Origin of the sequence: Ensifer sp. (genome assembly GCF_035999135.1) — a bacterium.
Taxonomy (GTDB): Bacteria; Pseudomonadota; Alphaproteobacteria; order Rhizobiales; family Rhizobiaceae; genus Ensifer.
In genome coordinates, this window is the sequence record NZ_DASYGZ010000065.1 from 42444 (window position 1) to 69226 (window position 26783).

25 protein-coding genes are annotated in these 26783 nt (G+C 63.7%); 19 read left to right on the plus strand and 6 right to left on the minus strand.

What is annotated here, in order from left to right; all coding sequences use genetic code 11:
• Positions 1-52 precede the first annotated feature (52 nt).
• The 4 genes from VGO12_RS07345 to VGO12_RS07360 all read left to right on the plus strand — a co-directional run bounded on the left by VGO12_RS07345 (position 53) and on the right by VGO12_RS07360 (position 5668).
• Entirely contained in the window at positions 53-748 is a 696-nt protein-coding gene (locus VGO12_RS07345; protein ID WP_327512063.1) for an SOS response-associated peptidase, read from the plus strand.
• 68 nt (positions 749-816) lie between these two features.
• Positions 817-1413 carry a histidine phosphatase family protein gene (locus VGO12_RS07350; RefSeq protein WP_327512064.1) on the plus strand — a complete coding sequence of 199 codons (597 nt, stop codon included), beginning with the start codon at positions 817-819 and terminating at the stop codon, positions 1411-1413.
• A gap of 144 nt (positions 1414-1557) precedes the next feature.
• Complete coding sequence (locus VGO12_RS07355; protein ID WP_327512065.1) at positions 1558-3291, plus strand: adenylate/guanylate cyclase domain-containing protein; 1734 nt, start codon at positions 1558-1560, stop codon at positions 3289-3291.
• Between the two features lie 67 nt (positions 3292-3358).
• Entirely contained in the window at positions 3359-5668 is a 2310-nt protein-coding gene (locus VGO12_RS07360) for a rhodanese-like domain-containing protein (protein WP_327512066.1), read from the plus strand.
• Between the two features lie 96 nt (positions 5669-5764).
• Here the strand turns inward: VGO12_RS07360 and VGO12_RS07365 are convergent, their stop codons facing one another.
• Positions 5765-7396 carry an arylsulfatase gene (locus VGO12_RS07365; RefSeq protein ID WP_327512101.1) on the minus strand — a complete coding sequence of 544 codons (1632 nt, stop codon included), beginning with the start codon at positions 7394-7396 and terminating at the stop codon, positions 5765-5767.
• A gap of 55 nt (positions 7397-7451) precedes the next feature.
• On the opposite strand from VGO12_RS07365, the gene VGO12_RS07370 reads away from it, so the two are divergent.
• The 4 genes from VGO12_RS07370 to hchA all read left to right on the plus strand — a co-directional run bounded on the left by VGO12_RS07370 (position 7452) and on the right by hchA (position 11289).
• Complete coding sequence (locus tag VGO12_RS07370; protein ID WP_327512067.1) at positions 7452-7586, plus strand: hypothetical protein; 135 nt, start codon at positions 7452-7454, stop codon at positions 7584-7586.
• 186 nt (positions 7587-7772) lie between these two features.
• Positions 7773-9587 (plus strand): sensor histidine kinase, encoded by a 1815-nt coding sequence (locus tag VGO12_RS07375; RefSeq protein ID WP_327512068.1) that lies wholly within the window; start codon positions 7773-7775, stop codon positions 9585-9587.
• Between the two features lie 70 nt (positions 9588-9657).
• A complete protein-coding gene (locus VGO12_RS07380) occupies positions 9658-10266 on the plus strand; it encodes a response regulator transcription factor (protein ID WP_327512069.1) in 609 nt (202 codons plus the stop codon).
• A 171-nt stretch (positions 10267-10437) separates the two neighbouring features.
• Complete coding sequence (gene hchA, locus VGO12_RS07385) at positions 10438-11289, plus strand: glyoxalase III HchA (RefSeq protein ID WP_327512070.1); 852 nt, start codon at positions 10438-10440, stop codon at positions 11287-11289.
• A 35-nt stretch (positions 11290-11324) separates the two neighbouring features.
• On the opposite strand, the gene VGO12_RS07390 is transcribed toward hchA, so the two are convergent.
• Positions 11325-11687 carry a VOC family protein gene (locus VGO12_RS07390; protein ID WP_327512071.1) on the minus strand — a complete coding sequence of 121 codons (363 nt, stop codon included), beginning with the start codon at positions 11685-11687 and terminating at the stop codon, positions 11325-11327.
• 232 nt (positions 11688-11919) lie between these two features.
• Here VGO12_RS07390 and VGO12_RS07395 point away from each other — a divergent pair, with 232 nt between their 5' ends.
• On the plus strand, positions 11920-12297 hold the full coding sequence (locus VGO12_RS07395; protein WP_327512072.1) for a response regulator transcription factor: 378 nt from the start codon (positions 11920-11922) through the stop codon (positions 12295-12297).
• Positions 12298-12332: 35 nt separating this feature from the next.
• On the opposite strand, the gene VGO12_RS07400 is transcribed toward VGO12_RS07395, so the two are convergent.
• Complete coding sequence (locus tag VGO12_RS07400) at positions 12333-13223, minus strand: LysR family transcriptional regulator (protein WP_327512073.1); 891 nt, start codon at positions 13221-13223, stop codon at positions 12333-12335.
• A gap of 221 nt (positions 13224-13444) precedes the next feature.
• Between VGO12_RS07400 and VGO12_RS07405 the strand changes: the two genes are divergently transcribed.
• Complete coding sequence (locus VGO12_RS07405; protein WP_327512074.1) at positions 13445-14866, plus strand: MFS transporter; 1422 nt, start codon at positions 13445-13447, stop codon at positions 14864-14866.
• A 71-nt stretch (positions 14867-14937) separates the two neighbouring features.
• Here VGO12_RS07405 and VGO12_RS07410 read toward each other — a convergent pair whose 3' ends face one another.
• Complete coding sequence (locus VGO12_RS07410; protein WP_327512075.1) at positions 14938-15312, minus strand: DUF4180 domain-containing protein; 375 nt, start codon at positions 15310-15312, stop codon at positions 14938-14940.
• Positions 15313-15685: 373 nt separating this feature from the next.
• Between VGO12_RS07410 and napE the strand changes: the two genes are divergently transcribed.
• The 8 genes from napE to VGO12_RS07450 all read left to right on the plus strand — a co-directional run bounded on the left by napE (position 15686) and on the right by VGO12_RS07450 (position 22312).
• The gene (gene napE / locus VGO12_RS07415) at positions 15686-15874 is read left to right on the plus strand and encodes a periplasmic nitrate reductase, NapE protein (protein WP_327512076.1); all 189 of its coding nucleotides are present in this window, start codon (positions 15686-15688) and stop codon (positions 15872-15874) included.
• 9 nt (positions 15875-15883) lie between these two features.
• Positions 15884-16384: a ferredoxin-type protein NapF gene (gene napF / locus VGO12_RS07420; protein WP_327512077.1), complete on the plus strand. Its 501-nt coding sequence runs from the start codon at positions 15884-15886 to the stop codon at positions 16382-16384.
• Complete coding sequence (locus VGO12_RS07425; protein ID WP_414650689.1) at positions 16377-16661, plus strand: chaperone NapD; 285 nt, start codon at positions 16377-16379, stop codon at positions 16659-16661. The genes napF and VGO12_RS07425 overlap by 8 nt, the downstream gene beginning before the upstream one ends.
• Positions 16658-19165 carry a periplasmic nitrate reductase subunit alpha gene (napA, locus tag VGO12_RS07430; RefSeq protein WP_327512078.1) on the plus strand — a complete coding sequence of 836 codons (2508 nt, stop codon included), beginning with the start codon at positions 16658-16660 and terminating at the stop codon, positions 19163-19165. Before VGO12_RS07425 ends, napA begins: the two co-directional genes overlap by 4 nt.
• Positions 19166-19272: 107 nt before the next feature.
• On the plus strand, positions 19273-19728 hold the full coding sequence (locus tag VGO12_RS07435) for a nitrate reductase cytochrome c-type subunit (RefSeq protein ID WP_327512079.1): 456 nt from the start codon (positions 19273-19275) through the stop codon (positions 19726-19728).
• A gap of 4 nt (positions 19729-19732) precedes the next feature.
• Positions 19733-20431 carry a NapC/NirT family cytochrome c gene (locus VGO12_RS07440; RefSeq protein ID WP_327512080.1) on the plus strand — a complete coding sequence of 233 codons (699 nt, stop codon included), beginning with the start codon at positions 19733-19735 and terminating at the stop codon, positions 20429-20431.
• A gap of 290 nt (positions 20432-20721) precedes the next feature.
• The gene (locus VGO12_RS07445; RefSeq protein ID WP_327512081.1) at positions 20722-21144 is read left to right on the plus strand and encodes a YciI family protein; all 423 of its coding nucleotides are present in this window, start codon (positions 20722-20724) and stop codon (positions 21142-21144) included.
• Positions 21145-21589: 445 nt separating this feature from the next.
• A complete protein-coding gene (locus tag VGO12_RS07450) occupies positions 21590-22312 on the plus strand; it encodes a hypothetical protein (RefSeq protein ID WP_327512082.1) in 723 nt (240 codons plus the stop codon).
• A 313-nt stretch (positions 22313-22625) separates the two neighbouring features.
• Here the strand turns inward: VGO12_RS07450 and VGO12_RS07455 are convergent, their stop codons facing one another.
• Positions 22626-24563: a translation factor GTPase family protein gene (locus VGO12_RS07455; RefSeq protein WP_327512084.1), complete on the minus strand. Its 1938-nt coding sequence runs from the start codon at positions 24561-24563 to the stop codon at positions 22626-22628.
• Between the two features lie 330 nt (positions 24564-24893).
• On the opposite strand from VGO12_RS07455, the gene VGO12_RS07460 reads away from it, so the two are divergent.
• Positions 24894-26333 carry a DUF1254 domain-containing protein gene (locus VGO12_RS07460; protein WP_327512085.1) on the plus strand — a complete coding sequence of 480 codons (1440 nt, stop codon included), beginning with the start codon at positions 24894-24896 and terminating at the stop codon, positions 26331-26333.
• 7 nt (positions 26334-26340) lie between these two features.
• Here VGO12_RS07460 and VGO12_RS07465 read toward each other — a convergent pair whose 3' ends face one another.
• Positions 26341-26661 carry a low molecular weight protein tyrosine phosphatase family protein gene (locus VGO12_RS07465; RefSeq protein ID WP_327512102.1) on the minus strand — a complete coding sequence of 107 codons (321 nt, stop codon included), beginning with the start codon at positions 26659-26661 and terminating at the stop codon, positions 26341-26343.
• Between the last annotated feature and the right edge of the window lie 122 nt (positions 26662-26783).

A 26783-nucleotide genomic window follows, 5' to 3' on the forward strand; every position in this document is an offset into this window, starting at 1 on the left:
ATACCTCTTGCCTGCGGCGGCGGTGTTGCCGCTGATTGCCGAAGGAGCCACCATGTGCGGACGCGTCTATCTGAAGACCAATCTGGAGGGGCTGCTGCGGGCCTTCGGCTTTGCGGAGCGCGGCGGCGTCGAGGCGATCGCCAACCAGTTTCCGCGCTATAACGGCGCGCCGACGCTGATCTACCCGATCATCATCCGCGACGTGATCCGCGATCCCGATCTCTTCGGCCCGGTGTTCGTTTCGGCACGCTGGGGGCTGATCCCGAGCTGGACCAAGGACCCCAAGGCCGGCCGGCCGCTGGTCAACGTCAGGAGCGACACGATCGCCAGCAAGTTTCGCTCGTCCTACCAGCGCCGCCGCTGCCTGGTGCCGATCGACGGTTTCTTCGAATGGAAGGACATTCACGGCACCGGCAAGGACAAGCAGCCCTATGCGATCGCGATGAAGACCGGCGAACCTTTCTGCCTTGCCGGTATCTGGGAAAGCTGGCGCAACCCCGATACCGACGAAGACATCCGCACCTTTGCGATCGTCACCACCGATGCCAATGAAATGATGGCCGACATTCACGACCGCATGCCGGTCATCCTTCACCCTGAAGACTACGAGCGCTGGCTTTCGCCCGAGCCGGAAGCGCCCGAGCTGATGAAGCGGTTTCCGCCTGAACTGATGACGATGTGGAAGATCGGCAGCAAAGTCGGCTCGCCTAAGAACGACACGCCCGATATCCTCGATCCGGTGGATTGAACCGCACACGGCGGCGTGCCACAACCGTCGTGGACCCAAGTTCAGGTTGTGAGCGTCAGAGCGTGCAGTTGATTTACCTCCTCCGCCACGGCGAAACGGTCTGGAACACGCTCGGCCGCTTCCAGGGGCAGATGGATTCTGCCCTGACAAGGCGCGGCGTTGAACAGGCTGACCTGATGGCAAGCCTGCTTCGGGACGAAATCGCCGAAACGGGGCAATCCTTCGACCTCCACGTCAGCCCGCTTGGGCGGGTGCGGGAAACGGCGGAGCGGGTCACGCGTCTGCTGCCGCTTGCGCCCCGCGAGGACGTGAGGCTGATGGAGGTGACTGTCGGCTCGTGGGACGGCATGACGCTGTTTGAGATCGACCAGGAGTTTCCGGGCAAACTCGACGGCGCCGACGCCTTCGACCGGTATTTTCGCTCACCCGTCGGCGAGAGCTTTGACGCCGCGTGCGCCAGGGCGAGAAGCTGGCTCGCCGATGTCACCGGACCGACCGTCGCGATTTCGCATGGGCTGTTCGGACGGCTGCTGCGCGGCGTCCATTGCGGCCTGTCCCGGCGGGAGATGCTGGAGCTGCCGGTGCCGCAGGACGGGTTCTATCGGCTTTCGGATGGAGAATGCCATCTGATCGATATGGCCGCCTCGGGCGTTCCTGCCCAATAGCCATCGACGGCCATTGATGCATCGTTTCTGAAGCATTGTCTAAAATAGGTAGGAGATCGCCGCGCCCTGCGATAGTATTTGTCCTGTAATCTCCCTGGTCCGGACGTCCGGATAAGGCCGCCTTTCCCAAGAGTTGGCAGATCCATGGAGCAGAGACTTGCGGCAGTGCTGGCGGCCGACATGGCCGGTTATAGCAGGTTGATGGAGGCCGATGAGGCGGGCACGCTTGCGCGGCTGAAGACCCACCGCATCGAGTTGATCGACCCGGCGATCGCCAAGAACAAGGGCAGGCTGATCAAGACCACCGGCGACGGGCTGCTGGTGGAGTTCCAGAGCGTGACCGATGCGGTCAAATGCGCCGTCGAGATCCAGCAACGCATGAAGCGGCGCAACGCAGATGTGCCGGAGGATCGGCGCATCGAGTTCAGGATCGGCATCAATCTCGGCGATATCATCTTCGAGGACGACGACATCTTCGGTGACGGCGTCAACATTGCCGCCCGCGCCGAGCAGATGGCCGAAGTCGGCGGCATCTGCGTGACAGCTGCGGTGGCGACACAGGTCGGCGACCGGCTGGAGCTTGCAATCGACGACCTCGGCGAAAAGATGTTGAAGAACATCAGCCGCCCGGTGCGCCTCTACCGCATCGGGCTCGAGGAGGCGCTTCCTGCCGCGTCGCCCGACGAGGCGGCACGCAAATCCGTCTGCAAGCCGACGATCGTGGTGCTGCCCTTCACAAACATGAGCGGCGACCCGGAGCAGGAGTTCTTCGCCGACGGCCTGACCGAGGACATCATCACCGAGCTTTCGCGCCGGCACGAGCTCTTCGTCATCTCGCGCAATTCGAGCTTCGTCTATAAAAATCAATCGGTTAATGTGCGTGAAGCGGCGGCAAGCCTCGGTGCCCAGTATCTGGTGGAAGGCAGCGTGCGCAAGATCGGCGGTCGCGTGCGCGTCACCGTCCAGCTGATCGACGCCGTCAACGACGCCCATATCTGGGCCGACAAGTACGACCGGCAGCTGGACGACATCTTCGCCATCCAGGACGAGGTGACCGCGGCGATCGCAGCCACGCTCCCGGGCCGTGTTGAGGCCGCCCAGCGCGACCAGATTTCCCGCACCAAGCCCGCCAACATGGCGGCCTATGAATGTGCGCTGGCCGCCAAGGTGCTGCACCACAGAAGCACGGTTGCCGACAATGCTCAGGCGCAGTCGCTGATCGACCGGGCGGTGGCGCTCGACCCGGGATACGCCCATGCGCATGCCTGGCGCGCCTGCATCCTCGGGCAGTCCTGGGTCTATGGCTGGTGCGAGGACAAGGAGGCGACCTGGGCGGAGGTCAATGCCGAGCTCGAACGGGCGCTTTCGCTCGACGACAACGACGCCGACGTGCACCGCATCCTCGCCGCCGTCAACGTCAACACCAACGCGTTGACGACGGCGCGCTACCACCAGGAGCGGGCGCTGTTCCTCAATCCCAACTATGACCTCGTGGTGGTGCAGCAGGGCGAGCTCTTGACCTGGCTCGGCCGGCCGGAGGAGGGGGTGGAGTGGATCCTGAAGGCCATGCGCCTCAACCCGCATCATCCGGAACGCTTCTGGAGCCACCTCGGCAAGGCCCATTTCGCCGCCCGCCACTATGGCGAGGCGATCGAGGCCTTCATGCATCTGTCGGCCATGGACGAAACGCAGCACGCCTTCGTCGCCGCCTGCCACGGCTGGCGCGGCGACGCCATCGCGGCGGCCGCCCATATGGAGAAGGTGCGGGCGCTGTGTCCGACCTTCGAGATCGAGGCGTTCCTGGCGACGATGCACTATGCGCAGGAAGCCGACACCGGGCACCTGCGCGAGGGGCTGACGAAGGCGGGGGCGGGGTGAGGGCCGATCCGCGGAAACAAGGAACCATGGAGTAGCGAGACCTTCTACACCTTCGGGAGAGGTGGTCATGGAAGCAGTTCGCGCAGAACGTCGGCTGGTCGCCATTCTTGCCGTCGACATTGTCGGTTACTCGCGGCTGATGGAGGCCGACGAGGCGCGCACGCTGGCGGCCATCAAGGCGTGGCGATCCGAAATCTTCGATCCCCTTCTCAACGATTATCACGGGCGCATCGTCAAGCTCATGGGCGACGGCGCGATCGTGGAGTTCGGCTCCGTGGTCGACGCCGTCGCCTGCGCGGTCGCATCGCAGGACAGGCTCGCCGCCCGTCAGGCGGACATGCCCGCCGAGCATCGACTCTTGCTGCGCATGGGCATCAATCTTGGCGATGTCGTGGTCGAAGGGGAGGATCTGCTCGGCGACGGCGTCAATGTTGCCGCCCGGCTGGAGCAGATGTGCGAGCCGGGCGGCCTGTTCGTATCGGGCACTGCTTTCGACCATCTGCAGGGCAAGTTCGAATTGCCGCTGGAGTTCATCGGCGAGCAGCACGTGAAGAACATCCAGCGGCCCGTGCGCGTCTACCGGGTGGAGTTTCAGGGAAATGCCCGGCCGCGCCGCCGCCACCGCAAGCGTATGCCTGGCTGGGGACTGGTGGCAGCCTGCGCTGCTCCTGTCGTTCTTGGACTTGCCGTGACGTGGATCGTTCTGGGGCGCGAGAGTGCCGATACCGCGTCCGTTGGACAGCAGGCGCTTTCGTTGCCGCAAACGCCCTCGATCGCTGTCCTGCCCTTCGAAAATCTCAGCGCCGATACGGCACAGGGTTATTTCGCCGACGGAATGACCGACGACCTGATCACCGAGCTTTCGAAACTCTCGGGCATCTTCGTGATCGCGCGCAACTCGACCTTCACCTACAAGGGCAAGCCCACCAGGGTGCAGCAGGTGGCAGAGGAACTGGGCGTCCACTACATCCTCGAGGGCAGCGTGCGTCGCGAGGGGAGCCATGTCCGGGTCAATGCCCAGCTGATCGACGCGATCGACGGACACCACCTGTGGGCCGAGCGCTACGACGGCGAGATGAGCGGCGTGTTCGGCCTGCAGGACAGGGTGATCGGTCAGATCGTGTCGACGCTCTCGGTCAAGCTGACCAGTGCCGAGAAAAGTGTTGCTGCGGTGCCGGAAACGACCAACCCGCAAGCCTATGACATGCTGTTGCGGGGTTGGGATCATCTTCGCCGGGACAGCGACGCCGAAACCGTCGCCGCTTCAGACTTCTTCCAGAAGGCGATCGTGCTCGATCCGAGCTACAGCCGCGCCTATGCGTCGCTTGCCGCCGCAAACTGGCGTGCGAGCAACCTGTCCTGGGATTTTTATCGGCGCGAGACCGCCTCGAAGAACCTCACCAGAAATCTGGCAAAGGCGATGGAGAAGCCGACGCCGCTTGCCTACGCGATATCGGCGCAGGTGCTTGCCCAGCAGGGGCGCTATGGCGAGGCATTCGCTGCCATCGACCAGGCGCTGGCGCTTGCGCCCAACGACCCTGACAACCATGTCGGCATGGCGCGCATCCTCAACGCGACCGGGCGTGCGAGCGAGGCGGAACAGGAGGCGCGCCTGGCGATGCGGTTCGATCCCCATCCGGCGCGGGCAACGCTGCGCATGCTCGCCGTCTCGCTGTTTTCCCAAGGGAAAGACCAGGAAGCCACTGACGCCTTTGAGCGGGTCATCGAAAGCAAGCCCGATCTTCTGGCCGACTACGCAACGCTGGTCGCGAGCTACGCCCATCTCGGACGCACGGGCAGCATTCCGCGGCTGATCGATCAATACAACAAGCTCGCCACGTCCGGCCTCGGCGATCCGCTCACCGTCCAGGAAAGCGCTTATGACTGGTATGGCAGCGCGTTCGGCTACCACAGACCCTATATCGCTCGCCTGCAGGAAGGCCTGCGCAAGGCCGGGTTGCCCGAGGGGGCGGGCACGGATCTTGCTCTCGACGACTATGCGAAGCTGATGACGCTGACGAAAGGCGAAATGAGCGTCGACAGAACGATCAAGATCGATCTGGCGGAGGCAAGGGCGCTGCTTGCGCGCGGCGTGCCCTTCATCGACGTTCGGGCGCCGCTCAGCTATGACAACGGCCATCTGCCCAAGGCCGTCAACCTGTCGCTCCTCACGGGCCTGTCGAAGGAAAGCCTCGCCAGGGTGGCGGGACAGGAAGACGAGGTCGCCTTCTATTGCCAGGGCAAATACTGCACCCACGCCGCCTATGCCTGCGCCAAGGCGATCGCCTGGGGCTACACCCACGTCTACTATTTCGCCGGCGGCTTTCTCGAATGGGACGACGAGGGCTATCCGCTGGTGATCGAGGTCGGCAAGTAGCGGGGAGCGAGGGCATGGCTGCGAGATTGAATGCGTTCGGACCTGTCGGCTGGAATGCGCCCGGCCCGAGTGGGCCGGACGTATGCGCGTTTTACATTATTCGCCACCAGCACCCCGCAACTGGGCTTCGATCTTCGTCAGGTTGAAGGAACCGGGCGACTGGCTCGGCGGGTAGTCCTTCATCGACAGCAGGAACTTGGCAGCCAGGCCCTGTATCGGCACGAGGACGTAGGCGCGGTCCAGGAACCAGTCGTTGTAGGTATTGGCGTTGTGCTGCGCCTTTTCGAAGGGGTCGCGGCGCAGATGGAAGAGCAGGGGGACGCGCAGTTCCGTGAAGGGCTCGCGCCAGACGCCAAAGGCCTCGCCGCGGTTTTCCAGGAACACCACCTTCCAGTCGTCGTAGCGGGCCGCCACCACCTGGCCATCGTCGTTCACATACCAGAACTCGTGACGCGGCGAGTCCTTTACCTTGCCTTCGAGATAGTCGACCAGGTTGTAGCCATCGATATGGTTCTTGTAGCTGCGGCCGTTGAGTTCGACGCCTGTCAGGAGTTTTTCCTTGACGTCGGGTGCGCCGGCGATGGCCGCGAAGGTCGGCAGCCAGTCTTCATGCGCAACGATGCCGTTCAGCGTCTTTCCGGCCGGAAAATGGCCGGGCCAACGCACGAAGGCCGGCACCCGATAGGCGCCTTCCCAGTTGGAGTTCTTCTCGCTTCTGAACGGCGTCGTGCCGGCATCCGGCCAGGTGTTGTAGTGTGGGCCGTTGTCGGTCGAGTACATGACCACGGTGTTGTCAGTGAGGCCGAGGTCGTCGAGCAGCTTGAGGAGGTCGCCCACCATCATGTCATGCTCGACCATGCCGTCATGGTATTCGTCGCCGCTCGGGCCGGAAATGCCGGTGTTGCTTTCCTTCACATGGGTGCGGAAATGCATGCGCGTGGCGTTCCACCACACGAAGAACGGCTTCTTGGCCTGGTTCTGGCGGTTGATGAAGTCCTTGGCGGCATCCAGCGTTTCCTGGTCGACGGTCTCCATGCGCTTGCGCGTCAGCGGACCCGTATCCTCGATCTTGCCATCGGCCGAAGCCTTGATGACGCCGCGGGGGCCGAATTTCTTGCGGAACTCTGGATCCTTCGGATAGTCGCGGTTCTCGGGTTCTTCCTCGGCATTGAGGTGGTAGAGGTTGCCGAAGAACTCATCGAAGCCATGCTGCGTGGGGAGGTGCTCGTCGCGGTCACCCTGGTGGTTCTTGCCAAATTGCCCGGTGGCGTAGCCCTGGCTCTTCAGCACAGTGGCCATCGTCACGTCGGTTTTCTGCCAGCCTTCCTTGGCGCCGGGCAGGCCGACCTTGGTCATGCCGCTGCGGACCGGCACGCTGCCGCCGATGAAGGCCGCGCGCCCGGCCGTGCAGCTCTGCTGGGCGTAATAGTCGGTGAAGGCGAGGCCTTCCTGGGCGATGCGGTCGATGTTCGGCGTCATGTAGCCCATCATGCCGCGGTTGTTATGGCTGATGTTCCAGGTGCCGATGTCATCGCCCCAGATGACGAGGATGTTGGGCTGGCCGCCGGCGGGGGCTGCCGCCTGCTGCGCTTTCGCCGGGCTTGGACCGCCTGAGGCGATCATGGCCGATGCGGCGGCAAGGGCGGTGCCGCCCAAGAGCACGCTGCGTCGGCTGACACCCGAGCCTAGAGGGGTGTGGGGGGATGCGCTCTCGTTGTCGGTGGTCATGGTTTCGTCTGTCACTGAACGTCTCCTTCAAGGGATGGCCGGTGAAACTTCGCTCATGCCGGGCCGCATTCTCTCCGGTGCGCTGACGGGCGGGACGGGAGGTTACGGCTTCTCGATTGCGCCCGTCTACGGAGGCGCCAAGACACGCGGCATTTTCGCCTATTCCGATGCCGTGAACAGTTGGACCTAGGGGCAACATGATCGCGCCCTTCGCAGGAGCTGCGAGCGTCCGGAGGGCGGGTTCTCTTGCGATTTTACGCCGACGTTACTGTAACGAACGCCTGCTTTGGACCGTATAGACCTAGAGACGACGGTGAGGGCTTGTTATCGTCTCTTCTCCTTTTGTGAGCAGAAAGGGCGTGCGGGCCGGATGGGATTGGGTGCCTCACTGCGCAGGGCAGGGCTTGCACTGATCGCCGCCGTCGCCTTCGGTGGCAGCGCCTTTGCCGAGCGCATTCTGATCCTCTACGAAAACGAGAGCACGCAGCCGGCGACGATGGAAATCGCGCAAGGGATCAGCCGCAGGCTTGTCGAGGACAAGCGCCATGTCGAGCTTTACTCCGAGCATCTCGATCTCGTGCGCTTCGGCTCGGACGGCGACCGGCAAAGGCTTATCGAATATGTTCGGGCCAAATATGCCGGCAAGCCGCTGGACGCTCTGTTGACGGTGGGGCCGAGCGCGCTGCGCTTCGCGCTTGCCGAGCGGGATCGTTTTGCACCCGGCGTGCCGATCGTCTTTGGCGCGGTGCGCGGCTTCCCGGAGGACGTGCCGATGCCGCCGAATGTCACCGGCGTGTTCAGCCGCTTCGACGTCAAGGGAACCCTTGAGCTTGCCCGCCGGCTGCAGCCGGACGCCAAGCGGGCGACGATCCTCACCGGGTCGGCGCCGTTTGACCGCAGCTGGGAAGAGACCGCCCACGCTCTTCTTGGCAGGCAGTATGCCGGCTTCGACATCGACTATCTCACCGGCCTGTCGCTCGATGGCTTCAAGGCGAAGGCCGCAGCCTTGCCGCCCGACAGCGTGCTTCTGATCCTCACCGTCTTTGCCGATGCCGGGGGCGTCTCCTACATCCCGCGCGATGCGGCGAGCGGGATCGCCGCCACGTCCGGCGCGCCCGTCTACAGCGTTTACAGCAGCTATTTCGACGGCACGGTGCTCGCCGGCCACGTCAGCACCTTCGGGGCGATCGGCGAGGACATGGCAGCGCGCGCGTTGAGGATTTTCGATGGCAAGGGCATCGTGCCGCCGGAAACCTTGAAAGAGGTGGCGCTGATCGATTGGCGGCAGGTGGTCAGCCGCGGCATTGCGCGGGATGCCATCCCTGCGGATGCGACCATCCTCAATTATCAACCGACCGCCTGGGAGCAGTTTCGGCTGCCGATCATGCTCGGGCTGTCGGTGATCGCCGCCCAGGCGCTTTCGATTGCGGTGATCGTTTTTGAGAACCGGCGCAACCGCAGGCTGGAGGACACGGTCTCGACGCAGCGGCTGGAGCTTGCGCACGTGTCGCGGCGCGCGCAGGTGAGCCAGCTTTCAGGGACCCTCGCGCATGAGCTGACGCAGCCGCTGACCTCGATCCTCGCCAATGCCGAAGCAGGGCGGAAGATCGCGTCCGCAGACGATGCCGATCTTCGCGAGATCGGGGAAATCTTCGACGACATCGTTGCCGACAACAGGCGCGCCGCCGAGGTGATCGCCCAGCTGCGCAGCATGATGCGCAAGGGGGAGGGCTCGGTCGAGACGACCGATCTCAACGAGGCCGTGCGCTCTACCGTGGCGCTCGTCGGCCCCGAAATGCTGGCACGCCGGACCCAGGTTTCAGTGAGCCCAAGCCCGGAGCCGCTGCCGGTCAGGGCCAACATGGTGCAGTTGCAGCAGGTGGTCCTCAATCTGATCCTCAATGCCAGCGATGCCATGGCGGAGCTGCCGCCGAAGCAGCGCAAGATTGAAATCACAACAGGCCTCGGCGACAATGGCATGCGGCACGTGACCGTGAGTGATGCGGGGCCCGGCATCGCGCCTGACCAGATGAAGGACGTGTTCAAGCCATTCGTCACCACCAAGGAGAATGGACTTGGGCTCGGTCTTGCGATCTGCCGCTCGCTGCTGGAAGCGCGGGGCGGCAAGCTTGTCTTTGACGGCGAGGTTGCGCGCGGGGCGCGCGCCATCGTCACGTTGCCGCCGGGCTAGAAAGCGTGCAATTCTGGACGGAAAACCGTTTCACACTTTTCCTGCAATTGCTTTTGAGGGAGCGCCTGCGATGGAGGACAGAGCCGGAACCATTTTCATTGTGGATGACGACGAGCGTATCGTGCGCGCCCTGCAGCGCCTGCTGAAGCTTTCGGGCTATCAGGTGACGCCGTTTGCCGATGCGCGCTCGCTGCTTGGCTCGCCCGATCTGCCGGCCGCCGACTGCATCGTGCTTGATCTTGGCCTTCCCGATACGGACGGGCTCTCTGTGCAAGAGGCGCTTGCGGCGATGGACGGGCATCCCTCCGTCGTCTTCCTCAGTGGCTGCGCCGACGTTCCCTCAAGCGTCAAGGCGATGAAGGCCGGCGCCGTCGATTTCCTGGTGAAACCGGTCGAGGAGAATGCCTTGCTCGCGGCGATCGAGGCCGGAGTTTGCCGGACAAGTCGCGAACGGGAGGCCGGTCAGCAGAGGGCGCTTGTCCACGCCAGGCTCGGCAGTCTCACGGCGCGTGAGACCGAGGTGATGCAGCACGTCGTCGCCGGACGGCTCAACAAGCAGATCGCCGGCGATCTCGGCACGGTGGAAAAGACGATCAAGGTCCATCGCGCCCGCATGATGGCGAAGATGGGGGTAAGGACGGTTGCCGATCTGGTGCGGCTGGTGGAGCATGCGCGGTAGAGCGCCGTGCGTTCAACCGAGCGCACAAAGGACGCTCCAGGATAATTTCAGAGAAAGCGGCGACGGCTTTTCGTCAGGAATTGCGAGATACCGAAGAGACGGTGGCCGGCGGAACCTTCAAGGAAACATGGGCGTTTATCGTCGTCAAAACGAGAACAGGGGGAGTTGGAAATGACCGATCAGAAGCCTCTCGAAAAGATGCCGACCCGTGATCCCGCGGAGGACAACGCCTTCTTTCCGTCTCCCTATTCGCTGAGCCAGTTCACATCGCCGAAGTCCAATTTGAGCGGCGCTGACTATCCAGAGCCCTACACAGGCGTGAAACGGGTGCTGATGATCGGCGCCGACGAGCGTTATCTTCTGACCGACAACGGCACGTTCTTCTCGACCGGTAACCACCCGCTGGAGACGCTGCTCCCGATGTACCACATCGACAAGGCTGGCTTCGCCTTCGACGTGGCGACGCTGTCGGGCAATCCGGTGAAGTTCGAATATTGGGCCATGCCCGCAGAGGACGAGGCCGTGAAGTCCTTCTTTGCGCGCTACCGCGCGCAGTTCAAGCAGCCTTTGAGGTTGTCCGAGGTGATCGAAGAGGGGCTTGACGACTATGCCGCCATCTTCATTCCCGGCGGTCACGGCGCCCTGATCGGTCTGCCGGAAAGCGAGGACGTGAAGGCGGCGCTGGAATGGGCGGCGGCCAAGGACAGGTTCGTCATATCGCTCTGCCACGGGCCGGCGGCATTCCTGGCGGTGGGTGACAGCGACATCTATCGTGGCTACAAGATCTGCGCCTTTCCCGATGCGATGGACGCGCAGACACCCGAGATCGGCTACATGCCCGGCCACCTGACCTGGAAATTCGGAGAGAAGCTCAAGGACCAGCTCGGCATGGAGATCCTCAACGACGGTATTTCCGGCGCAGTTCATCACGACCGCAAGATGTTGACCGGGGACAGTCCGCTTGCGGGCAATGCGCTCGGCAAGCTCGCTGCCGAAGCCCTGCTCAAGGACATGGCCGGCTGAAGGGCACGTGGCGCTCTCGTCCGACGCGCCAGTCCTTACGCCGCGTGGCAGACCGCCTCGATGTTGTGGCCGTCGGGGTCGATGATGAAAGCCGCATAATAATTGGCGTGGTAACGCGGGCGCAGTCCCGGAGGGCCGTTGTCCTTGCCGCCGGCGGAAAGCGCTGCGTGGTAGAAGGCGTCGACCTCTTCGCGCGTCCTGGCAACGAAGGCCAGGTGCAGGTGGGCGGGCTTTTCGTCGGTCTGGTAGAGGCAAAGCGACGACTTGCCGTCCGTCGACATCTCGACGCCGTGGGCGCCATGGTCGACGACGCTGACGCCGAGCGGCGTCAGGGCCTTCAGATAAAAGGCTTCGCTTGCCGCATAGTCGCTGACACCGAACTTGACGTGGTCGAACATGATCTCTCTCCCGTGTGCGCATGCGTGCGGAGCAACGAAGCTGTGCTGCGATCGTCTGCGAACTGGCGACCTGTCTGGGGCAAGCGCGGAGAAAATGCAACGATGATGCGTTTCACGGGGGCTTGGGCGGCGCTTTTGCGCGCGACCCTGCGCAGTTGTGCGTCGCCGTCACCGTTCTGCATTGCCCCTAGGTCCAACTGGACCATCGGCATGCCTGGATTAACCTCAAGACATGAGTGAGCCAGGCGCTGCCATCGCAATTGTGGACGACGACGAACTGGTTCGTCGTGCGCTTTCGCGCCTCGTCGCGTCGCTTGCGCTCAGGCCCATCGCTTTCTCCTCGGCCGAGACGTTTCTGCTCGAAGCGCAGGACCGCCTTCCTTTTGCCGTGCTGATCGATCTGCATCTGCCCGGCATGACCGGTCTGGAACTGCTCGACGAACTCGGCCGCCGCGGCATTGCCGTCAGAGCCATCGTCATCACCGGATCGGAGCAGGAGGGCACGCGCGAGCGGTGTCTGCGGGCTGGCGCCGCTGTCTTCCTGACCAAGCCGGTGTCGCGCGATGCCCTGGCCGCGGCGATTGGCACACCCGATGAGCCGATGTCCTGACGGACGCCGACGTCACCCTTCATGCGATTGCTGCCCTATGGGGAGCAGATCTCGCGCACCAGGCCGCGCAGCCAGCGATGCGCCGGGTCGGCGTCGAGGCGCGGGTGCCAGACGAGCGAGATGGTGATGGGCGGCGGGGCTGCCGGCAGCGCGAAGCTCAAAAGGCCTTGTCGAAGCGTGCCGGTGTAGCGCTCGGGCACCGTGGCAACCAGGTCCGCGGCGCGGACAAGCGCCAGCGCCTCGGAGAAGCTGCCGACGGTTGCGGCGATCTCGCGGGCAAGGCCAAGGGGCGCCAGCGCTTCGTCGACCGGCCCGCGCTCGTTGCCGCGGCGCGAGACATGGACGTGGCGGGCTAAGGCGTAACGGCTGGCGCTGATTTCACCCTTGGTGAGCGCATGGCCGGGACTGGTGACGCCGACGAAACGATCGTGAAAGAGCGTATGGGCGCGCAGCTCCGGGCCGGTCGCCTCGCCGATCACGCCGGTCTCAAGGTCGACGCCGCCGTCGCGAAGCGGGCTGTTGTCCCGGTCGAGCTTCTGGACGAAGCGCAGGCGCACACCGGGGGCTTCGCTCGCAACGCGCGAAATCAGCGCCGGCCCGAAATTCTCGACGAAGCCCTCCCGGTTCCTGAGCGTGAAACTGCGCACCAGCCGCTTCAGGTCCAGGTTTTCGGCCGGACGCAGCACGGCCTCGGCTTCCTCCACCAACGGACCGATCCGCTCGCGCAGTGCGAGCGCCCGGGGGGTGGCCACAAGGCCACGGCCGGCGCGCACGAGAAGAGGGTCGCCCGTCGCCTCGCGCAGCCGGGCAAGGGCCCGGCTCATGGCCGAAGGGCTGAGATGCAGGCGTCTGGCGGCGCGCGCGACGCTGCCTTCGGACAGAAGCACATCGAGGGTCACGAGCAGGTTGAGGTCGGGTCTGGTCATTCCCTTTCATAACACGACTGGTCTTTTGATGTGGCGTCAAACGCACGAGTGAAGTGCAAATGCTGCGTCTTTCGCCCTGTCGGACGCAAGACTATTTTTCGGGGAACCGATTTGGAGGGTTTCCCGATGATGACAGCTCAGGCCGTATCGATTGCGTCCCCATTCTTTCGCCGACACACAGGGTTTGCTCGTTGCCTCGCCGGGGCGGCAGGAGGCGGCCGATGACGACGGACGCAACCGAAACCGCGGCGACGCCGGTCGCTTCCGTCCGATGGGTCATGGTGGGCCTTTCGCTTTCGATGCTGCTGTCCTCGCTCGGCACCAGCAGTTCCAACGTGGCCCTGCCGGCCTTGGCTGAGGCCTTCGGCGTTTCGTTCCAACAGGTGCAATGGGTGGTGCTTGCCTATCTGCTGGTGATCACCACCTTGATCGTCAGCGTCGGCCGGCTTGGCGACATCGTCGGCCGTCGGCGTCTGCTTTTGGGCGGCATTGCGCTCTTCACCTTCGCTTCGGTCGTCTGCGGCCTGGCACCGAGCTTCACGCTCCTAGTGGCGGCGCGGGCGGTTCAGGGTCTTGGCGCGGCGGTCATGATGGCGCTGACCATGGCCTTTGTCGGTGAGACGGTGGCACGGGAAAGGGCGGGCACGGCGATGGGCCTACTCGGCACCATGTCGGCGATCGGCACGGCTCTCGGTCCGTCGCTTGGCGGTGCGCTCATTGCCGGTTCCGGCTGGCGGGCGATCTTTCTCGTCAACGTGCCGCTGGGGCTTGCGACGCTACTGGTCGCGCTTCGTCACCTGCCGGTCGAGCGGCGGGCAGGGCAGAAGGCGCGGCCTGAGTTCGACGTGCCGGGCACGCTGCTTCTGGCGCTTTCGCTCGGCGCCTATGCGCTGGCGATGACGGCCGGACGGGGCAGCTTCGGTGCGCTGAATGCTGCACTGGTGGCATTGGCATTTGTTTCGCTCGGCCTGTTCCTCAAGGTGGAGGCAAGGGCGGCCTCGCCGCTGATCCGGCTGGCGATGTTTCGCGATGCGGCATTGAGCGCCGGCCTTTCGACCAACGCGCTGGTTTCGACGGTGATGATGGCGACGCTGGTGGTCGGGCCGTTCTATCTTTCGCGCGGGGCGGGGCTCAATGCGGCCGAGGTTGGGCTGGTGATGTCGGTCGGGCCGGTCATCTCGGCGCTCGGTGGCGTGGTCGCAGGCCGTATCGTCGATCGGCTGGGGACCGCGTCCGTGGCGATCGCCGGTCTCTTGGCGACGGTCGCCGGCTGCGTCGGGCTGGCGTTCCTGCCCGATGTCGCCGGCGTCGCCGGCTATATATCGGGGATCGCGCTGTTGACGCCGGGCTACCAGCTGTTCCAGGCGGCCAACAACACGGCGGTCATGGCGGATGTCGCCGCGGACCGGCGCGGCGTCGTGTCCGGGCTGCTCAACCTGTCGCGCAATCTCGGTCTCGTCACAGGCGCCTCGCTCATGGGCGCTATCTTTGCCTTCGCGGTGGGGGGCGACATGACATCGGCCATGCCCGCGGCCGTGGCGACCGGTCTCAAGATCACGTTTGCCGTTGCGGCCCTCTTGACCCTGATCGCGCTGGCGATCGCGGCGGCAGCCCGCCTGTCTGGACGCCGCAGCCGGTCTTGACCGCACCGCCCGGTAGGACGGTGGTTCGGCGAAGGGGGCGATTGGCGTCGCCTTCCTTTCTTGCTCCTTGGTCAGGCGGCCGCCATGCGCTCCAGTCTGAACTGCAGCGTTTCGAAATCGGGCACGAACCAGAGGGCGTCGCCCTTGTTGGTCTCGCGCACGAAGTCGGTCAGCGCCTTGCTGCCGTCGAGCTTTGCCTGGATGTCGCCGACGATGGCGCAACGCATGTGATAGTTGACGAACTTCTGGAACACCTCGCCGGCGACACGGGTCGAAAGGTCGAGAAAATCCGGGCCGAGCCGTTCGACCGGGATCGCCAGCATATCGGCCTCATGCGCCCAGGCATCGCCGAGAAAATCATTGGCGTCGCCCGGCATCGCCAGAAGGGGGCCAGCTTTTGCGCACTTCAACACGAGTGCCGTTCCGATCTTGATCAACTGTGTCATGCGCCAAGACTTAGGCGGTGAAGCTCTGGGTTGCAAGAGCCGGCCGTGACAGGTGATGTCACGCGGCGAACGCGCGTCGTCCGATGTCAGCGCGGTGCGTCCGGCGTGTCGTTCTATGGGTTGGCGGCCATGGCTGCGATATATCCATGAGAATATATCGATGTTGGCAAAAGTTGAACTTCAAGCCCTAGTTATTCGGCTCGGATTCTTGAGATAATCCCGTCAGAATATTGTGGTTTTGATCTAGATCAATGTCTGTTCCTTGGCTGTACTTACTCTGTGACGGGATGAATTCTTGTCATGAAGTCGTCGCGGGATTGATTTTTACTTCGAGTGGCGCATCTTACCTTGGATTGTGTTGGGGGACGCTGAAATGTCCGAGCTCGTTCAGCCGCAGCCGACCGAAAGGCCGCCGCGCTCGCGGCGTGCGGAACTTCTCACGTTCCTGGTGCTCGCCTTCGGCATCTGGCCGGTCGTCGCCGTCGGTGTGGTCGGCGGTTATGGCTTCCTCGTCTGGATGCTGCAGATCATCTTCGGGCCGCCAGGCCCTCCGGGGCATTGAGGTCAGGCCATGGGGGCTGAAACTCTCTCCCGCCGTGAACTCTTTACCGGCCGCGCCTCCGCAAAGCCCGTCTGCATCCGGCCGCCGGGTGTTTCCGAGGCGAGCCTCGACGCCTGCACCGGCTGCGGCGCCTGCGTCGAGCGATGTCCCACCGGCATAGTCCGACTTGAAGGCGGTCTTCCCCACGTCGATTTTTCCCGCGGCGAATGCACCTTTTGCGGCGCCTGCGCGGATGCCTGTCCCGAACCGGTGTTCGAGGCGAAGGATACCAAGCGGTTTCCCCATGTCGCCGCCATTGTCGACACGTGCCTCGCGCGCCGCTACGTCGCCTGCCAATCCTGCGGCGAGAGCTGTCCCGAGCAGGCGATCCGTTTTCGCCCTGTGATCGGCGGGCCGTTTCTGCCCGAGATCGACGCGGCGAGATGCACCGGCTGCGGCGCCTGCGTTGGCAGCTGTCCCGTCAGCGCGATTGCCGTCAAGACGCTGGAAGCGGAGGTGGCGCATGCCTGAGGCCGCAGGGGCAAGGGCGGGAACGCCCTATCACATATCGAGCGCCGTGATCGCCACGATGCCGCAGGCGACCGAGGCCGTGCTGGCCGAGCTTGCGGGCATGGAAAAGGTCGAGATCCACGGCCATGGCGGCGGCAAGATCGTCGTCGTCCTCGAGGGCAAAAGCACCGGCCAGCTCGGCGACTGCCTGACCAGGATCTCGCTCCTTGATGGGGTGATCTCGGCCAACATGGTTTTCGAGCATGTCGAGATGGAAGAGGAAGGGCAGGAGCCATGAGCGGAGAACTGACGCGGCGTGACATCTTGAAGGCGCATGCGGCCGGCATCGCCGCCGCCACCGCCGGCATAACGCTTCCTGCGGCCGCCCAGCCGGTGCCGGGTGGCGTCAACGCGCTCGAGATCACCTGGTCGAAGGCGCCCTGCCGCTTTTGCGGCACCGGCTGCGGCGTGATGGTGGGCGTGAAGGAGGGGCAGGTGGTCGCCACCCACGGCGACATGCAGGCCGAGGTCAATCGCGGGCTGAACTGCATCAAGGGCTATTTCCTCTCCAAGATCATGTATGGCGAGGACCGGCTGACGACGCCGCTCCTGAGGAAGCGCGGCGGCACTTACGCCAAGGACGGCGAATTTGAGCCGGTCAGCTGGGACGAGGCCTTCAACGTGATGGCCGAGCAGGCCAAGAAGGTGCTGAAGGAGAAGGGACCGACGGCGGTCGGCATGTTCGGCTCCGGCCAGTGGACGATCTTCGAGGGCTATGCCGCCACCAAGCTGATGCGGGCGGGCTTCCGCTCCAACAATCTCGACCCCAATGCCCGCCACTGCATGGCGTCTGCCGCCGTCGCCTTCATGCGTACCTTCGGCATGGACGAGCCGATGGGCTGCTACGATGATTTCGAGAACGCCGACGCCTTCGTGCTTTGGGGCTCGAACATGGCGGAGATGCATCCGATTCTCTGGACCCGCGTCGCCGACCGGCGCCTCGGCCACCCGCATGTGCGCGTGGCGGTGCTTTCGACCTTTACCCATCGCAGCATGGATCTCGCCGACATTCCCATGGTCTTCAAGCCGGGGACCGATCTCGTCATCCTCAACTATATCGCCAACCACATCATCGAGACCGGCCGCGTCAACGAGGACTTCGTCAACAAACACACGAAGTTTGCTCGCGGCGTCACCGACATCGGCTATGGCCTCAGGCCCGACAACCCGGTCGAGGTCAACGCCGCCAATTCCAAGGATCCGGGCAAGACCGAGCCGATGGATTTCGCGGCGTTCAAGGAATTCGTGTCGGAATACACGCTGAAAAAGACCGCGCAGATGACCGGCGTCGATCCGGAGTTCCTGGAGCAGTTGGCCGAACTCTACGCCGATCCCAAGCGCAAGGTGATGTCGCTCTGGACCATGGGCTTCAACCAGCATGTGCGTGGGGTCTGGGCCAACCAGATGGTCTACAACCTGCACCTTCTGACCGGAAAGATCTCGGAACCCGGCAACAGCCCGTTCTCGCTGACCGGCCAGCCTTCGGCCTGCGGCACGGCCCGCGAGGTCGGCACCTTCGCCCACCGGCTGCCGGCCGACATGGTGGTGACCAATCCCGAGCACCGCAAGCATGCGGAGGAGATCTGGCGCATCCCGCACGGCATCATCCCGGAAAAGCCCGGCTTTCACGCGGTGCAGCAGGACCGGATGCTGAAGGACGGCAAGCTGAATTTCTACTGGGTGCAGGTCAACAACAACGTCCAGGCGGGGCCCAATACCGCCAACGAGACCTGGCAGGGCTATCGCAACCCGGACAATTTCATCGTCGTCTCCGATGCCTATCCGACGATCACGGCCATGAGCGCCGACCTGATCCTGCCCGCCGCCATGTGGGTGGAGAAGGAGGGCGCCTACGGCAATGCCGAGCGGCGCACCCATGTCTGGCACCAGCTTGTCCAGGCCCGCGGCGAGGCGCGCTCTGATCTCTGGCAGATGGTGGAATTTTCCAAGCGTTTTGTGACCGACGAGGTCTGGCCGAAGGAGATCCTCGATGCGAGCCCGGAATATCGCGGCAAGACGCTGTTCGAGGTGCTGTTCAAGAACGGCGAGGTCGATCGCTATCCGATGACCGACGTCAGCGCCGAATACGACAACAACGAGGCCAAGGATTTCGGCTTCTACATCCAGAAGGGGCTGTTTGAGGAATACGCCGCCTTCGGCCGCGGCCACGGCCACGACCTGGCGCCCTATGACAGCTATCACGACGTGCGCGGCTTGCGCTGGCCCGTCGTCAACGGCCAGGAGACGCGCTGGCGCTACCGCGAGGGCTTCGACCCCTATGTGAAGCCGGGCGAGGGCGTGAAATTCTATGGCAACGAAGACGGCAAGGCGGTGATCCTCGCCGTGCCCTACGAGCCGCCGGCCGAGTCTCCCGACGAGGAATACGACACGTGGCTCGTGACCGGTCGCGTGCTCGAGCACTGGCATTCGGGCTCGATGACCATGCGGGTGCCGGAGCTCTACAAGGCCTTTCCGGGCGCCCGCGTCTTCATGAATGCCGAGGACGCGCGCAAGCGCGGCATCAACCAGGGCATGGAGGTGCGCATTGTCTCGAGGCGCGGCGAGATCCGCTCGCGCGTCGATATCCGCGGCCGCAACCGCATGCCGCCGGGCGTCGTCTTCGTTCCCTGGTTCGACGCCAGCCAGCTGATCAACAAGGTTACGCTCGACGCCACCGATCCCATCTCCAAACAGACGGATTTCAAAAAATGCGCGGTCAAGATCGTTCCCGTCACCCTCTAGGGTGGATGCGGCTCACTCGGGCCGCGCTGTCGTTTTTTCATGCGGCGATTGCGCACGCAAAACCGTTTCGCAACTTTGCCGGACTTGACCGGCGACGACCCGGCTGGATGGCTTTGGTCGCTGGCCTGATGGTGTTCGTCACCACGGCCGCCGTCGCGCAAGTGGCCGAAAAGCTGGTGCCGCAACTCGAAGGGCCGACGCCGCAGATGGCGACGGGGGCGGCCGCACGGCTGCCGAAATGGGTGGTCGACGACAAGCGCAAGATGCGCGCCTATCCCGACCAGCCGCCGGTCATCCCGCACTCGATCGAAGGCTACGAGCTTTCGGTCAACGCCAACCGCTGTCTCTCCTGTCACAAGCGCGAGTTCACCCAGGATTCCGGCGCGCCGATGATCAGCGTCACCCACTACATGACGCGCGACGGCCAGATGATCGCCGACGTTTCGCCCAGGCGCTACTTCTGCACCGCCTGTCACGTGCCCCAGGCCGACACCAGCCCGCTGGTGCCGAGCACCTTCAAGGACATGAGCGAACTGGGCTTCAAGCCGGCCGGAAGCGAGTGACGACATGATCGCCTGGATCAGGAAAATCATCCTTTGGGCCTGGGACATCATGTGGACGCCGGCCGGCACGCTGGGCTTAGGTTTCCTCACGCTCGGCGGCTTCATCGGCGGCGTGATGTTCTGGGGCGCCTTCAACACGGCGCTGGAGATCACCAACACCGAAAAGTTCTGCACCTCCTGTCACGAGATGCACGACAACGTCTATCAGGAGCTGACGCGCACCATCCACTTCTCCAACCGCTCGGGCGTGCGCGCCAGCTGTCCGGACTGCCACGTGCCGCACCAGTGGACCGACAAGATCGCCCGCAAGATGCAAGCGTCGAAGGAGGTCTGGGGCAAGATCTTCGGCACGATCAGCACTCGACCGAAATTCCTCGCAAAGCGGCTGGAACTGGCCCAGCACGAGTGGGCGCGGATGAAGGCCAATGACAGCCTGGAATGCCGCAACTGCCATTCCTCCGTCGCCATGGACCTGCAGAAGCAGACGCAGCGCGCAGCCGAGATCCACACCCGCTATCTGCTCTCGGGCAAGGCGACCTGCATCGACTGCCACAAGGGCATCGCCCACGAACTGCCCAACATGGAAGGCATCGATCCCGGCTGGAAGATGCCGCCGGAGCTTGAGGGCAAGAAGATGGCGGGCCAGACGCCGATCGACGACCTGAGGCAGGCGATGGCGGATCTGCATATGCAGGCGCAGTAGGGCGATGACACGGGGCCACGCTGGCGCAGTGTGGCCTCCGACGTGCATCGGGCGGTGTGACATGCCCACACCAATCTTTTTTCAGAAAAAAACCGACCCTCTGTCGGGACCGTCCTTTCCCGTTCGTCATTTAGGCAGGAAGGCCAGTTCGGCTTTCTCCACCGGAGCGGGATAGGAAAAAAATCCGCGTGGGCCTTTCGCACGCACATCGCTCTTACTATCTGGGTTTCACCACGCTTAATCCCCAGGGGTCACGAGGACCGGGACAGCGTGACAGAGGAGAATGGACAATGCGCGTAGTGGTTTTTGTAAAGGCGACCGAGGACAGCGAAGCGGGCAAGATGCCGTCGACCAAGCTGCTCGAAGCCATGGGCAAGTACAACGAGGAACTGGTCAATGCCGGCATCATGCAGGCTGGCGAGGGCCTTCATCCGTCCTCACGCGGCGCCCGCGTCGCCTTTAGCGGTGCAGATCGCATGGTCATCGACGGTCCGTTTGCCGAGACCAAGGAACTGGTCGCCGGCTTCTGGATCTGGACGGTCAAGGACATGGCCGAGGCGATCGCCTGGGTAAAGCGCTGCCCGAACCCGATGCCGGGCCCGAGCGAAATCGAAATCAGGCCGGTGTTCGAGGCCGCCGATTTCGGCGACGCGTTGACCCCGGAGATCGCCGCGCGCGACGAGCAGTTGCGCGAGAAGATCGCCAATCAGTAACGGCGCCTCGCCTGAGGGCTGAACCCGAGGACGAATCTCGGTTGCCCCTCTCCTCGGGTTAAACCCGAGGACTAACCCTCTCCCCGCAGGCGGGGAGAGGGGACGAGCCCGGTTCGCGGCGTTTTCGGACGTGGCCGCAGCCAGGCGTGAACGCGGCTTGTCGGAGGCAGACCAGTTGCCTTCAACTGTGACCCTCGTTGGCGACGCGAGCGAGTGCCACGCGTGCCCTTCTCCCCGCATGCGGGGAAAAGGTGGCCGGCAGACCGGATGAGGGGCATCCCCAAACGGGCGGATGTGGAGCAAGACAGGAGCCCCTGACCGCCGCCCCAGTGCCCGAACCAGGACTCTGTCGCCATGAGCGACCCTCTTCGGCAGCTTCCCGTACAGATTGTATTAACCATGTTTGGTTACCTATTCCGTTGGGGTTTCCAACCGGAGTGGGGCAATGGTCAGGGCGAGCGGTTTCGTCATTTTTCTTTTTTCGAGTGTTTCGTTCGCAGCGGCTGCCGATATCGACGGGCCGCTGGTGGGCACGCAGGACGCCTATGAGGTGCCGGTGGAGCAGGCGTCGGGCGGCATCGTCGGATATGTCGAGGGCTCCTACGGCGTTGGCATCGACACGCCCGGTGACATCGACACGGACGCATGGAACCTGCGCGGCGCGGTGAATTTCGATGCCGGCGCGGGCATGAACCTGCAGGTCGATCTCGGCTACACGCGCGCGACCTACGAGGACGCCGATACCAACAGCTATGACGGCGCGCTGCACGCCTACTACCGTGACGATCTCTATGCCGTGGGCGTGTTCGGGCAGGCGGCGCGCCTCGATCCCGGCATCGGCGTCGACCTCAACGACTACATGGGTGGCCTCGAGGCGGCCTATTTCCTCGATACCTGGACGCTGCATGGCGCGGTCGGTTATGGCCAGGCGACCGTCGAGGATTTCGAAGACATCGACGCCAACCATTACATGGGCGCGCTCGGCGCCCGCATCTACGCGACCGACAATCTGCGCTTCGACGTCGACGGATCGCTGCATCGCATCAGCGAGGGCGACCTCGATTATGATCTGCGCAGCCTGAAGCTGACGGCGAACTACCGGCTCGAGAGCATGCCGTCACGCTCTTTGCCGGCTACAAATATACCGACGAGGAGCTATCGGGTCTGAGCGCCTCGGTTTCCGGCGACACCAGCACCATCTTCGGCGGCCTGCGCTTCTCCTACGGTTCCGCCACCCTCAAGGAAGAAGAGCGCCTCGGCCCGGTCTGGGCCAACAATCGCCTGTCGTTCTGACGGGCTGATCGCACCGCGCTGCCCCGTAATCCGGGGCAGTCGTCGCACGGATGAAACGGTCTTCATCCGTGCGCGCTTCAGGCTAGGGCCTGTTCAGGGTGATGCTGTCGCCCACGCCCTATGCTTTCCGCGGCGAGCGGAACAGGAAAGCTTCCACATCCGTCGCCGGGCAGGCGGGTCCTTCAGCCTCATCGCAAACCCCTCAGATAATCGGCCCGGTCGAAGGGGGTCGCACCCAACCGACGGCGAGACGGCTGTCCGCCCGAAATCGGCGCGTAGTGATCGAACGCGCTTTCGAGCACGCCGGCGCCGCTCGTGAGCCCCGGCAATTGTCGCTGGACGCTCTGGGCGATTGCCGAGGGCATGGTCCCCGTCAGCCGGACGACACCACCGCCGATGATCGAATCCGCAGTCGACGCCCCGGATTTCGCGAGAAGCGCGTGGATCGCCGTCAGGGCCGATGCGGGCGCTTCGAGGTTGAAGCGGTCGATCGGTTCGCAGACGACCGTGCCGGCGGATGACAGCGCCGCTGCGAGCACCAGCGGTGTCAACCTGCGAAAATCGACGGCCGTGCTGGCGGGCGACGTCTGTCGCGCTGCCGTCATGGCGACGTGGCAATCGATCACCTGCCAGCCGAAAAGACCCGCCTTCAGCGTTTCGGCAACGGCTTCCTCGACCGCTCTATAGAAGCTCGCGGGCATCTGGCCCACATCCACCTCCAGCGCGAAGGTGTTGCCGGCCGCGGCCGGTCGCGGTTCGATCCTGAGCCCGACGGTCGCGAGGAATGGGTTCGGTTCCCGGAAGATGATCTCGATGGCGCTTGCGCTTCCGGCCGGCCGTTCGACGCAGATGACGGTGCTTTCTTCAAAGATCACCTGAAGACCGAAATCAGCAGACAGGGTGGCCTCGATCACCTCCTTCTGCACCTCGCCATAGAGCGAGACGAACATCTCGCTGGCATCCTCGCTGGCGCGCAGATTGATGAGCGGGTCCTGTTCGGCCAATTGCTGCAGGGCAAGCCACAGCGCCGTATTGTCCGAAGGGCACCTGGGCCGGACGAGGGTTTCGAGTGTCGGCGGTGCGAAGTGAAACGCGTCGGAAGCGCTCCCGCCGTCGCCCACCCGATCGCCGATGCGGGCCTGGGCGAGGCCCCCGACCTTGGCGATGCGGCCGGCGGCCACGTGGTCGACCTTTTGCAGCCGGCCCTGATCGAAGAGCTGGATGCTCGTTATCTTGGCTGCACCGCCGGGGAGGGCGAGATGGTCGCGCGCCGCCACCGTTCCGGACGTCAGGCTCAGAAATGCCAGCTTTTCGCCGCCCCAGCCGCGCTCGATCTTGAAGATCCGGCCTGCGACCGGCGCATCCGATGCCGGCTGCTTGCCGGGCAGGAGCGCCTCGATCGCGCCGATCAGGTCCTTCACGCCGACGCCGGTCATGGCGATGCCGCAATAGACCGGCTGCAGCAGGCCGGCGGCAATCTGCGCGGCGAGCGCCGCCCGCAGCCGTTCGACGGTCAGGCGCTCGGGCGAGAGCACGTAGTCGTCGAGCAAGGTCTCGTCGTTAACCGCAAGCGCGTCGGCGAGCACCGAAAAGTGCGGCTCCTCTTTAAAGTCGATCGCTTGCGTTCTCGCGTTTCGGCTGCCGGCATCGATCGCCGCCGTCATCGCGACCGGGCGGACTGACAGCTGGCTGGCGATCTCCTCGACAATCTCGACGGGCCGGGCACCGAGGCGGTCGACCTTGTTGACGAAGAACAGGAAAGGCACGCCAACGCGCTGCAAGGCGCGCACCAGCACGCGGGTCTGCGCCTGCACGCCTTCCACCGCCGAAACGACCACCACGGCGGCATCGAGCGTTTGCAGCACCCGCTCGACCTCGGCGATGAAATCCGGGTGTCCGGGGGTATCAATCAGGTTGACGACGAGGTCGCCAAGATTGAACGACACGACCGAGGCGGCAATCGTTATGCCGCGCTGCCGTTCCAGTTCAAGGCTGTCGGTCTGGGTGTTGCCGTTATCGACGCTGCCAAGCTTGTCGATCGCGCCGGTATCAAAAAGCAGTCGTTCCGTAAGGCTAGTCTTGCCTGCATCCACATGGGCGAGGATGCCCAGATTCAATGTGCGCATAATCCATCAGCTTCTCAAAAATTCGGATCTGGGTTTCTTGAGAAGGGACTCGGCGCATCGGGGCCTCCAGACTTAAGCTTCTTGCGGATCGCGCAACCCACGGCAGGCGAGGGCGCTTGTGAAATCTAAGGACGCGACGCGAAGGGCGTCAAGCGTCGCCTGACAACTCCGACGCGGTGTTGCAGATTTGTTGGATATGGCCGGAGCCATCGAAAAATGGCGAAGTTCGCACGTCAGGAGGCTACGCGAGGGTAGGTCGAACACAATGTCTGGTCGTACTTATTAGTATATGCTAACTTCCGTCCGCCAAAGAAAAAGGGGGAGGGAAATATGGACATGACCCGTCGTGCCGTCGCTCTTTGCGGCGCTGGCCTGCTTGCATCAACATCGTTTTTACCTGCGAATGCGCTGGAATCGCCGCTTTTCGATCCGGTCGAGGCTGCTGACGATTTCTGGCTGGCGGTGGAGGCCTACATCTACGGCTATCCGCTTGTGACGACGGAGATGACCCGGCGCGTCGTCACGAATGTGGCGCAGCCCGAAGGCAGCAAGGGGCCGATGGGCCACATTATCAAGCTGCGCGAATATCCGAACGCGTCCTTCAAGGACGTCACCGCACCCAACGCCGATACGCTCTATACGACCGCCTTCGTCGATGTGGGCAAGGAGCCGTGGGTGCTGTCGATCCCCGACATGAAGGATCGTTTCTTCCTGTTTCCGATGCTCGATGGCTGGACGACGGTGTTTCAGGTGCCGGGCAAGCGAACGACCGGCGGCGCGGCGCAGGCCTATGCGATTACCGGGCCCGGCTGGCAGGGCAGCCTTCCTGACGGCGTCACCGAATACAAATCGTCGACCAGCATCGTCTGGATCCTCGGGCGCATCTATTGCGATGGCACGCCGGAGGATTATGCGGCGGTGCATGCGCTGCAGGATGAATGCAGGCTTTGCCCGCTCAGCGCCTATGGCAAGGACTGGACGGCGCCGGCCGGCAAGGTCGATCCGTCGATCGACATGAAGACGGCGGTGCGCGAGCAGGTCAACCGCATGGACGCGGTCGAATATTTCACGCTGCTTTGCGAGTTGATGAAGACCAATCCGCCGACGGCGGCGGATGGCGAAGCGGTTGCCAAGTTTGCTGAGATCGGCATCGTGCCCGGCAAGGATTTCGACAAGAGCAAGCTCGACGCCGCCTTCGTCTCGCGCATCCCCATCATGGCGTTCCATCGTATCATGCTGCACTTCAAGTTCAGCGATGGCGACGTGCAGAACATCAACGGCTGGGGCTTTACCACCAAGACCGGTATCTACGGCACCAACTATCTGCAGCGGGCGCTGGTGACCGCGATCGGGCTCGGCGCCAACCGTCCGCAGGATGCGATCTATCCGACGTCGCTGAGGTCCAAGGACGGCCTGATCTCCCGCGCCTACAATGGCTCCGACAAATACGTCGTCACCTTCCCCAAGGGGCAGTTGCCGCCCGTGCGCGGCTTCTGGTCGATCACCATGTACGACGAGAACTATTTCTTCGTCGACAATCCGCTCAACCGCTATTCGATCAGCGCCCGGGTGGGCCTTAAGGAAAACCCGGACGGATCGACCGAGATCTACATCCAGAATGAATCGCCCGGCAAGGACAAGGAAAGCAACTGGCTGCCGGCGCCCAAGGGCAAGTTCATCCTGATGATGCGGCTCTATTGGCCCGACGACAGCCCGCCCTCGGTTCTCGACGGATCATGGATCATCCCGCCTGCAAAGAAGGCGGGATAGGGCAAGCCTAGAGAAACTGGGGAACCTTTGCCTCCAGCAACTCGATCAGGGCAGGGTCCATGAACGCATAGTCGTCCGGAATGCCCAGGCATATCAAACGTTTGTTCCTGAGGGAGGATCGATACTTCTTCTGGACTTTCGCGCGATGGGCCCGCTCCATCACGAAGATGATGTCGGCCCATTCGACCTGTTCCTGCGAAAGCGGGTTTTCGGCGTCGTTGTTGGTGCCGGCCGAAGAGACCTCGATATCCGGCCGCCCCGCGAACACCTGTTCGGCAGTGGGGCTGCGAAGCTTGTTTTGACTGCAGACGAAGAGAACGTTTTTCACACAGGAGCCTTGTCGGAAGCGAAGAGCTCCAGCGGTACCACCTGTGCGGGAATGTGTCCATGCGGACTGGGTCACCGACGGTGAGGTTGAGAAGCGCAGGGGGCTGGGCATTTACGCCGATG

What these genes read in the sequence shown, in the direction of transcription:
- VGO12_RS07345 (WP_327512063.1), top strand. Translation starts at nt 53, where the DNA reads ATGTGCGGACGCGTCTATCTGAAGACCAATCTGGAGGGGCTGCTGCGG.
- VGO12_RS07355 (WP_327512065.1), top strand. Translation starts at nt 1,558, where the DNA reads ATGGAGCAGAGACTTGCGGCAGTGCTGGCGGCCGACATGGCCGGTTAT.
- VGO12_RS07360 (WP_327512066.1), top strand. Translation starts at nt 3,359, where the DNA reads ATGGAAGCAGTTCGCGCAGAACGTCGGCTGGTCGCCATTCTTGCCGTC.
- VGO12_RS07365 (WP_327512101.1), bottom strand. Translation starts at nt 7,396, where the DNA reads ATGACCACCGACAACGAGAGCGCATCCCCCCACACCCCTCTAGGCTCG.
- VGO12_RS07370 (WP_327512067.1), top strand. Translation starts at nt 7,452, where the DNA reads ATGCCGGGCCGCATTCTCTCCGGTGCGCTGACGGGCGGGACGGGAGGT.
- VGO12_RS07380 (WP_327512069.1), top strand. Translation starts at nt 9,658, where the DNA reads ATGGAGGACAGAGCCGGAACCATTTTCATTGTGGATGACGACGAGCGT.
- hchA (WP_327512070.1), top strand. Translation starts at nt 10,438, where the DNA reads ATGACCGATCAGAAGCCTCTCGAAAAGATGCCGACCCGTGATCCCGCG.
- VGO12_RS07390 (WP_327512071.1), bottom strand. Translation starts at nt 11,687, where the DNA reads ATGTTCGACCACGTCAAGTTCGGTGTCAGCGACTATGCGGCAAGCGAA.
- VGO12_RS07395 (WP_327512072.1), top strand. Translation starts at nt 11,920, where the DNA reads ATGAGTGAGCCAGGCGCTGCCATCGCAATTGTGGACGACGACGAACTG.
- VGO12_RS07400 (WP_327512073.1), bottom strand. Translation starts at nt 13,223, where the DNA reads ATGACCAGACCCGACCTCAACCTGCTCGTGACCCTCGATGTGCTTCTG.
- VGO12_RS07405 (WP_327512074.1), top strand. Translation starts at nt 13,445, where the DNA reads ATGACGACGGACGCAACCGAAACCGCGGCGACGCCGGTCGCTTCCGTC.
- VGO12_RS07410 (WP_327512075.1), bottom strand. Translation starts at nt 15,312, where the DNA reads ATGACACAGTTGATCAAGATCGGAACGGCACTCGTGTTGAAGTGCGCA.
- napE (WP_327512076.1), top strand. Translation starts at nt 15,686, where the DNA reads ATGTCCGAGCTCGTTCAGCCGCAGCCGACCGAAAGGCCGCCGCGCTCG.
- napF (WP_327512077.1), top strand. Translation starts at nt 15,884, where the DNA reads ATGGGGGCTGAAACTCTCTCCCGCCGTGAACTCTTTACCGGCCGCGCC.
- VGO12_RS07425 (WP_414650689.1), top strand. Translation starts at nt 16,377, where the DNA reads ATGCCTGAGGCCGCAGGGGCAAGGGCGGGAACGCCCTATCACATATCG.
- napA (WP_327512078.1), top strand. Translation starts at nt 16,658, where the DNA reads ATGAGCGGAGAACTGACGCGGCGTGACATCTTGAAGGCGCATGCGGCC.
- VGO12_RS07435 (WP_327512079.1), top strand. Translation starts at nt 19,273, where the DNA reads ATGGCTTTGGTCGCTGGCCTGATGGTGTTCGTCACCACGGCCGCCGTC.
- VGO12_RS07440 (WP_327512080.1), top strand. Translation starts at nt 19,733, where the DNA reads ATGATCGCCTGGATCAGGAAAATCATCCTTTGGGCCTGGGACATCATG.
- VGO12_RS07445 (WP_327512081.1), top strand. Translation starts at nt 20,722, where the DNA reads ATGCGCGTAGTGGTTTTTGTAAAGGCGACCGAGGACAGCGAAGCGGGC.
- VGO12_RS07450 (WP_327512082.1), top strand. Translation starts at nt 21,590, where the DNA reads ATGGTCAGGGCGAGCGGTTTCGTCATTTTTCTTTTTTCGAGTGTTTCG.
- VGO12_RS07455 (WP_327512084.1), bottom strand. Translation starts at nt 24,563, where the DNA reads ATGCGCACATTGAATCTGGGCATCCTCGCCCATGTGGATGCAGGCAAG.
- VGO12_RS07460 (WP_327512085.1), top strand. Translation starts at nt 24,894, where the DNA reads ATGGACATGACCCGTCGTGCCGTCGCTCTTTGCGGCGCTGGCCTGCTT.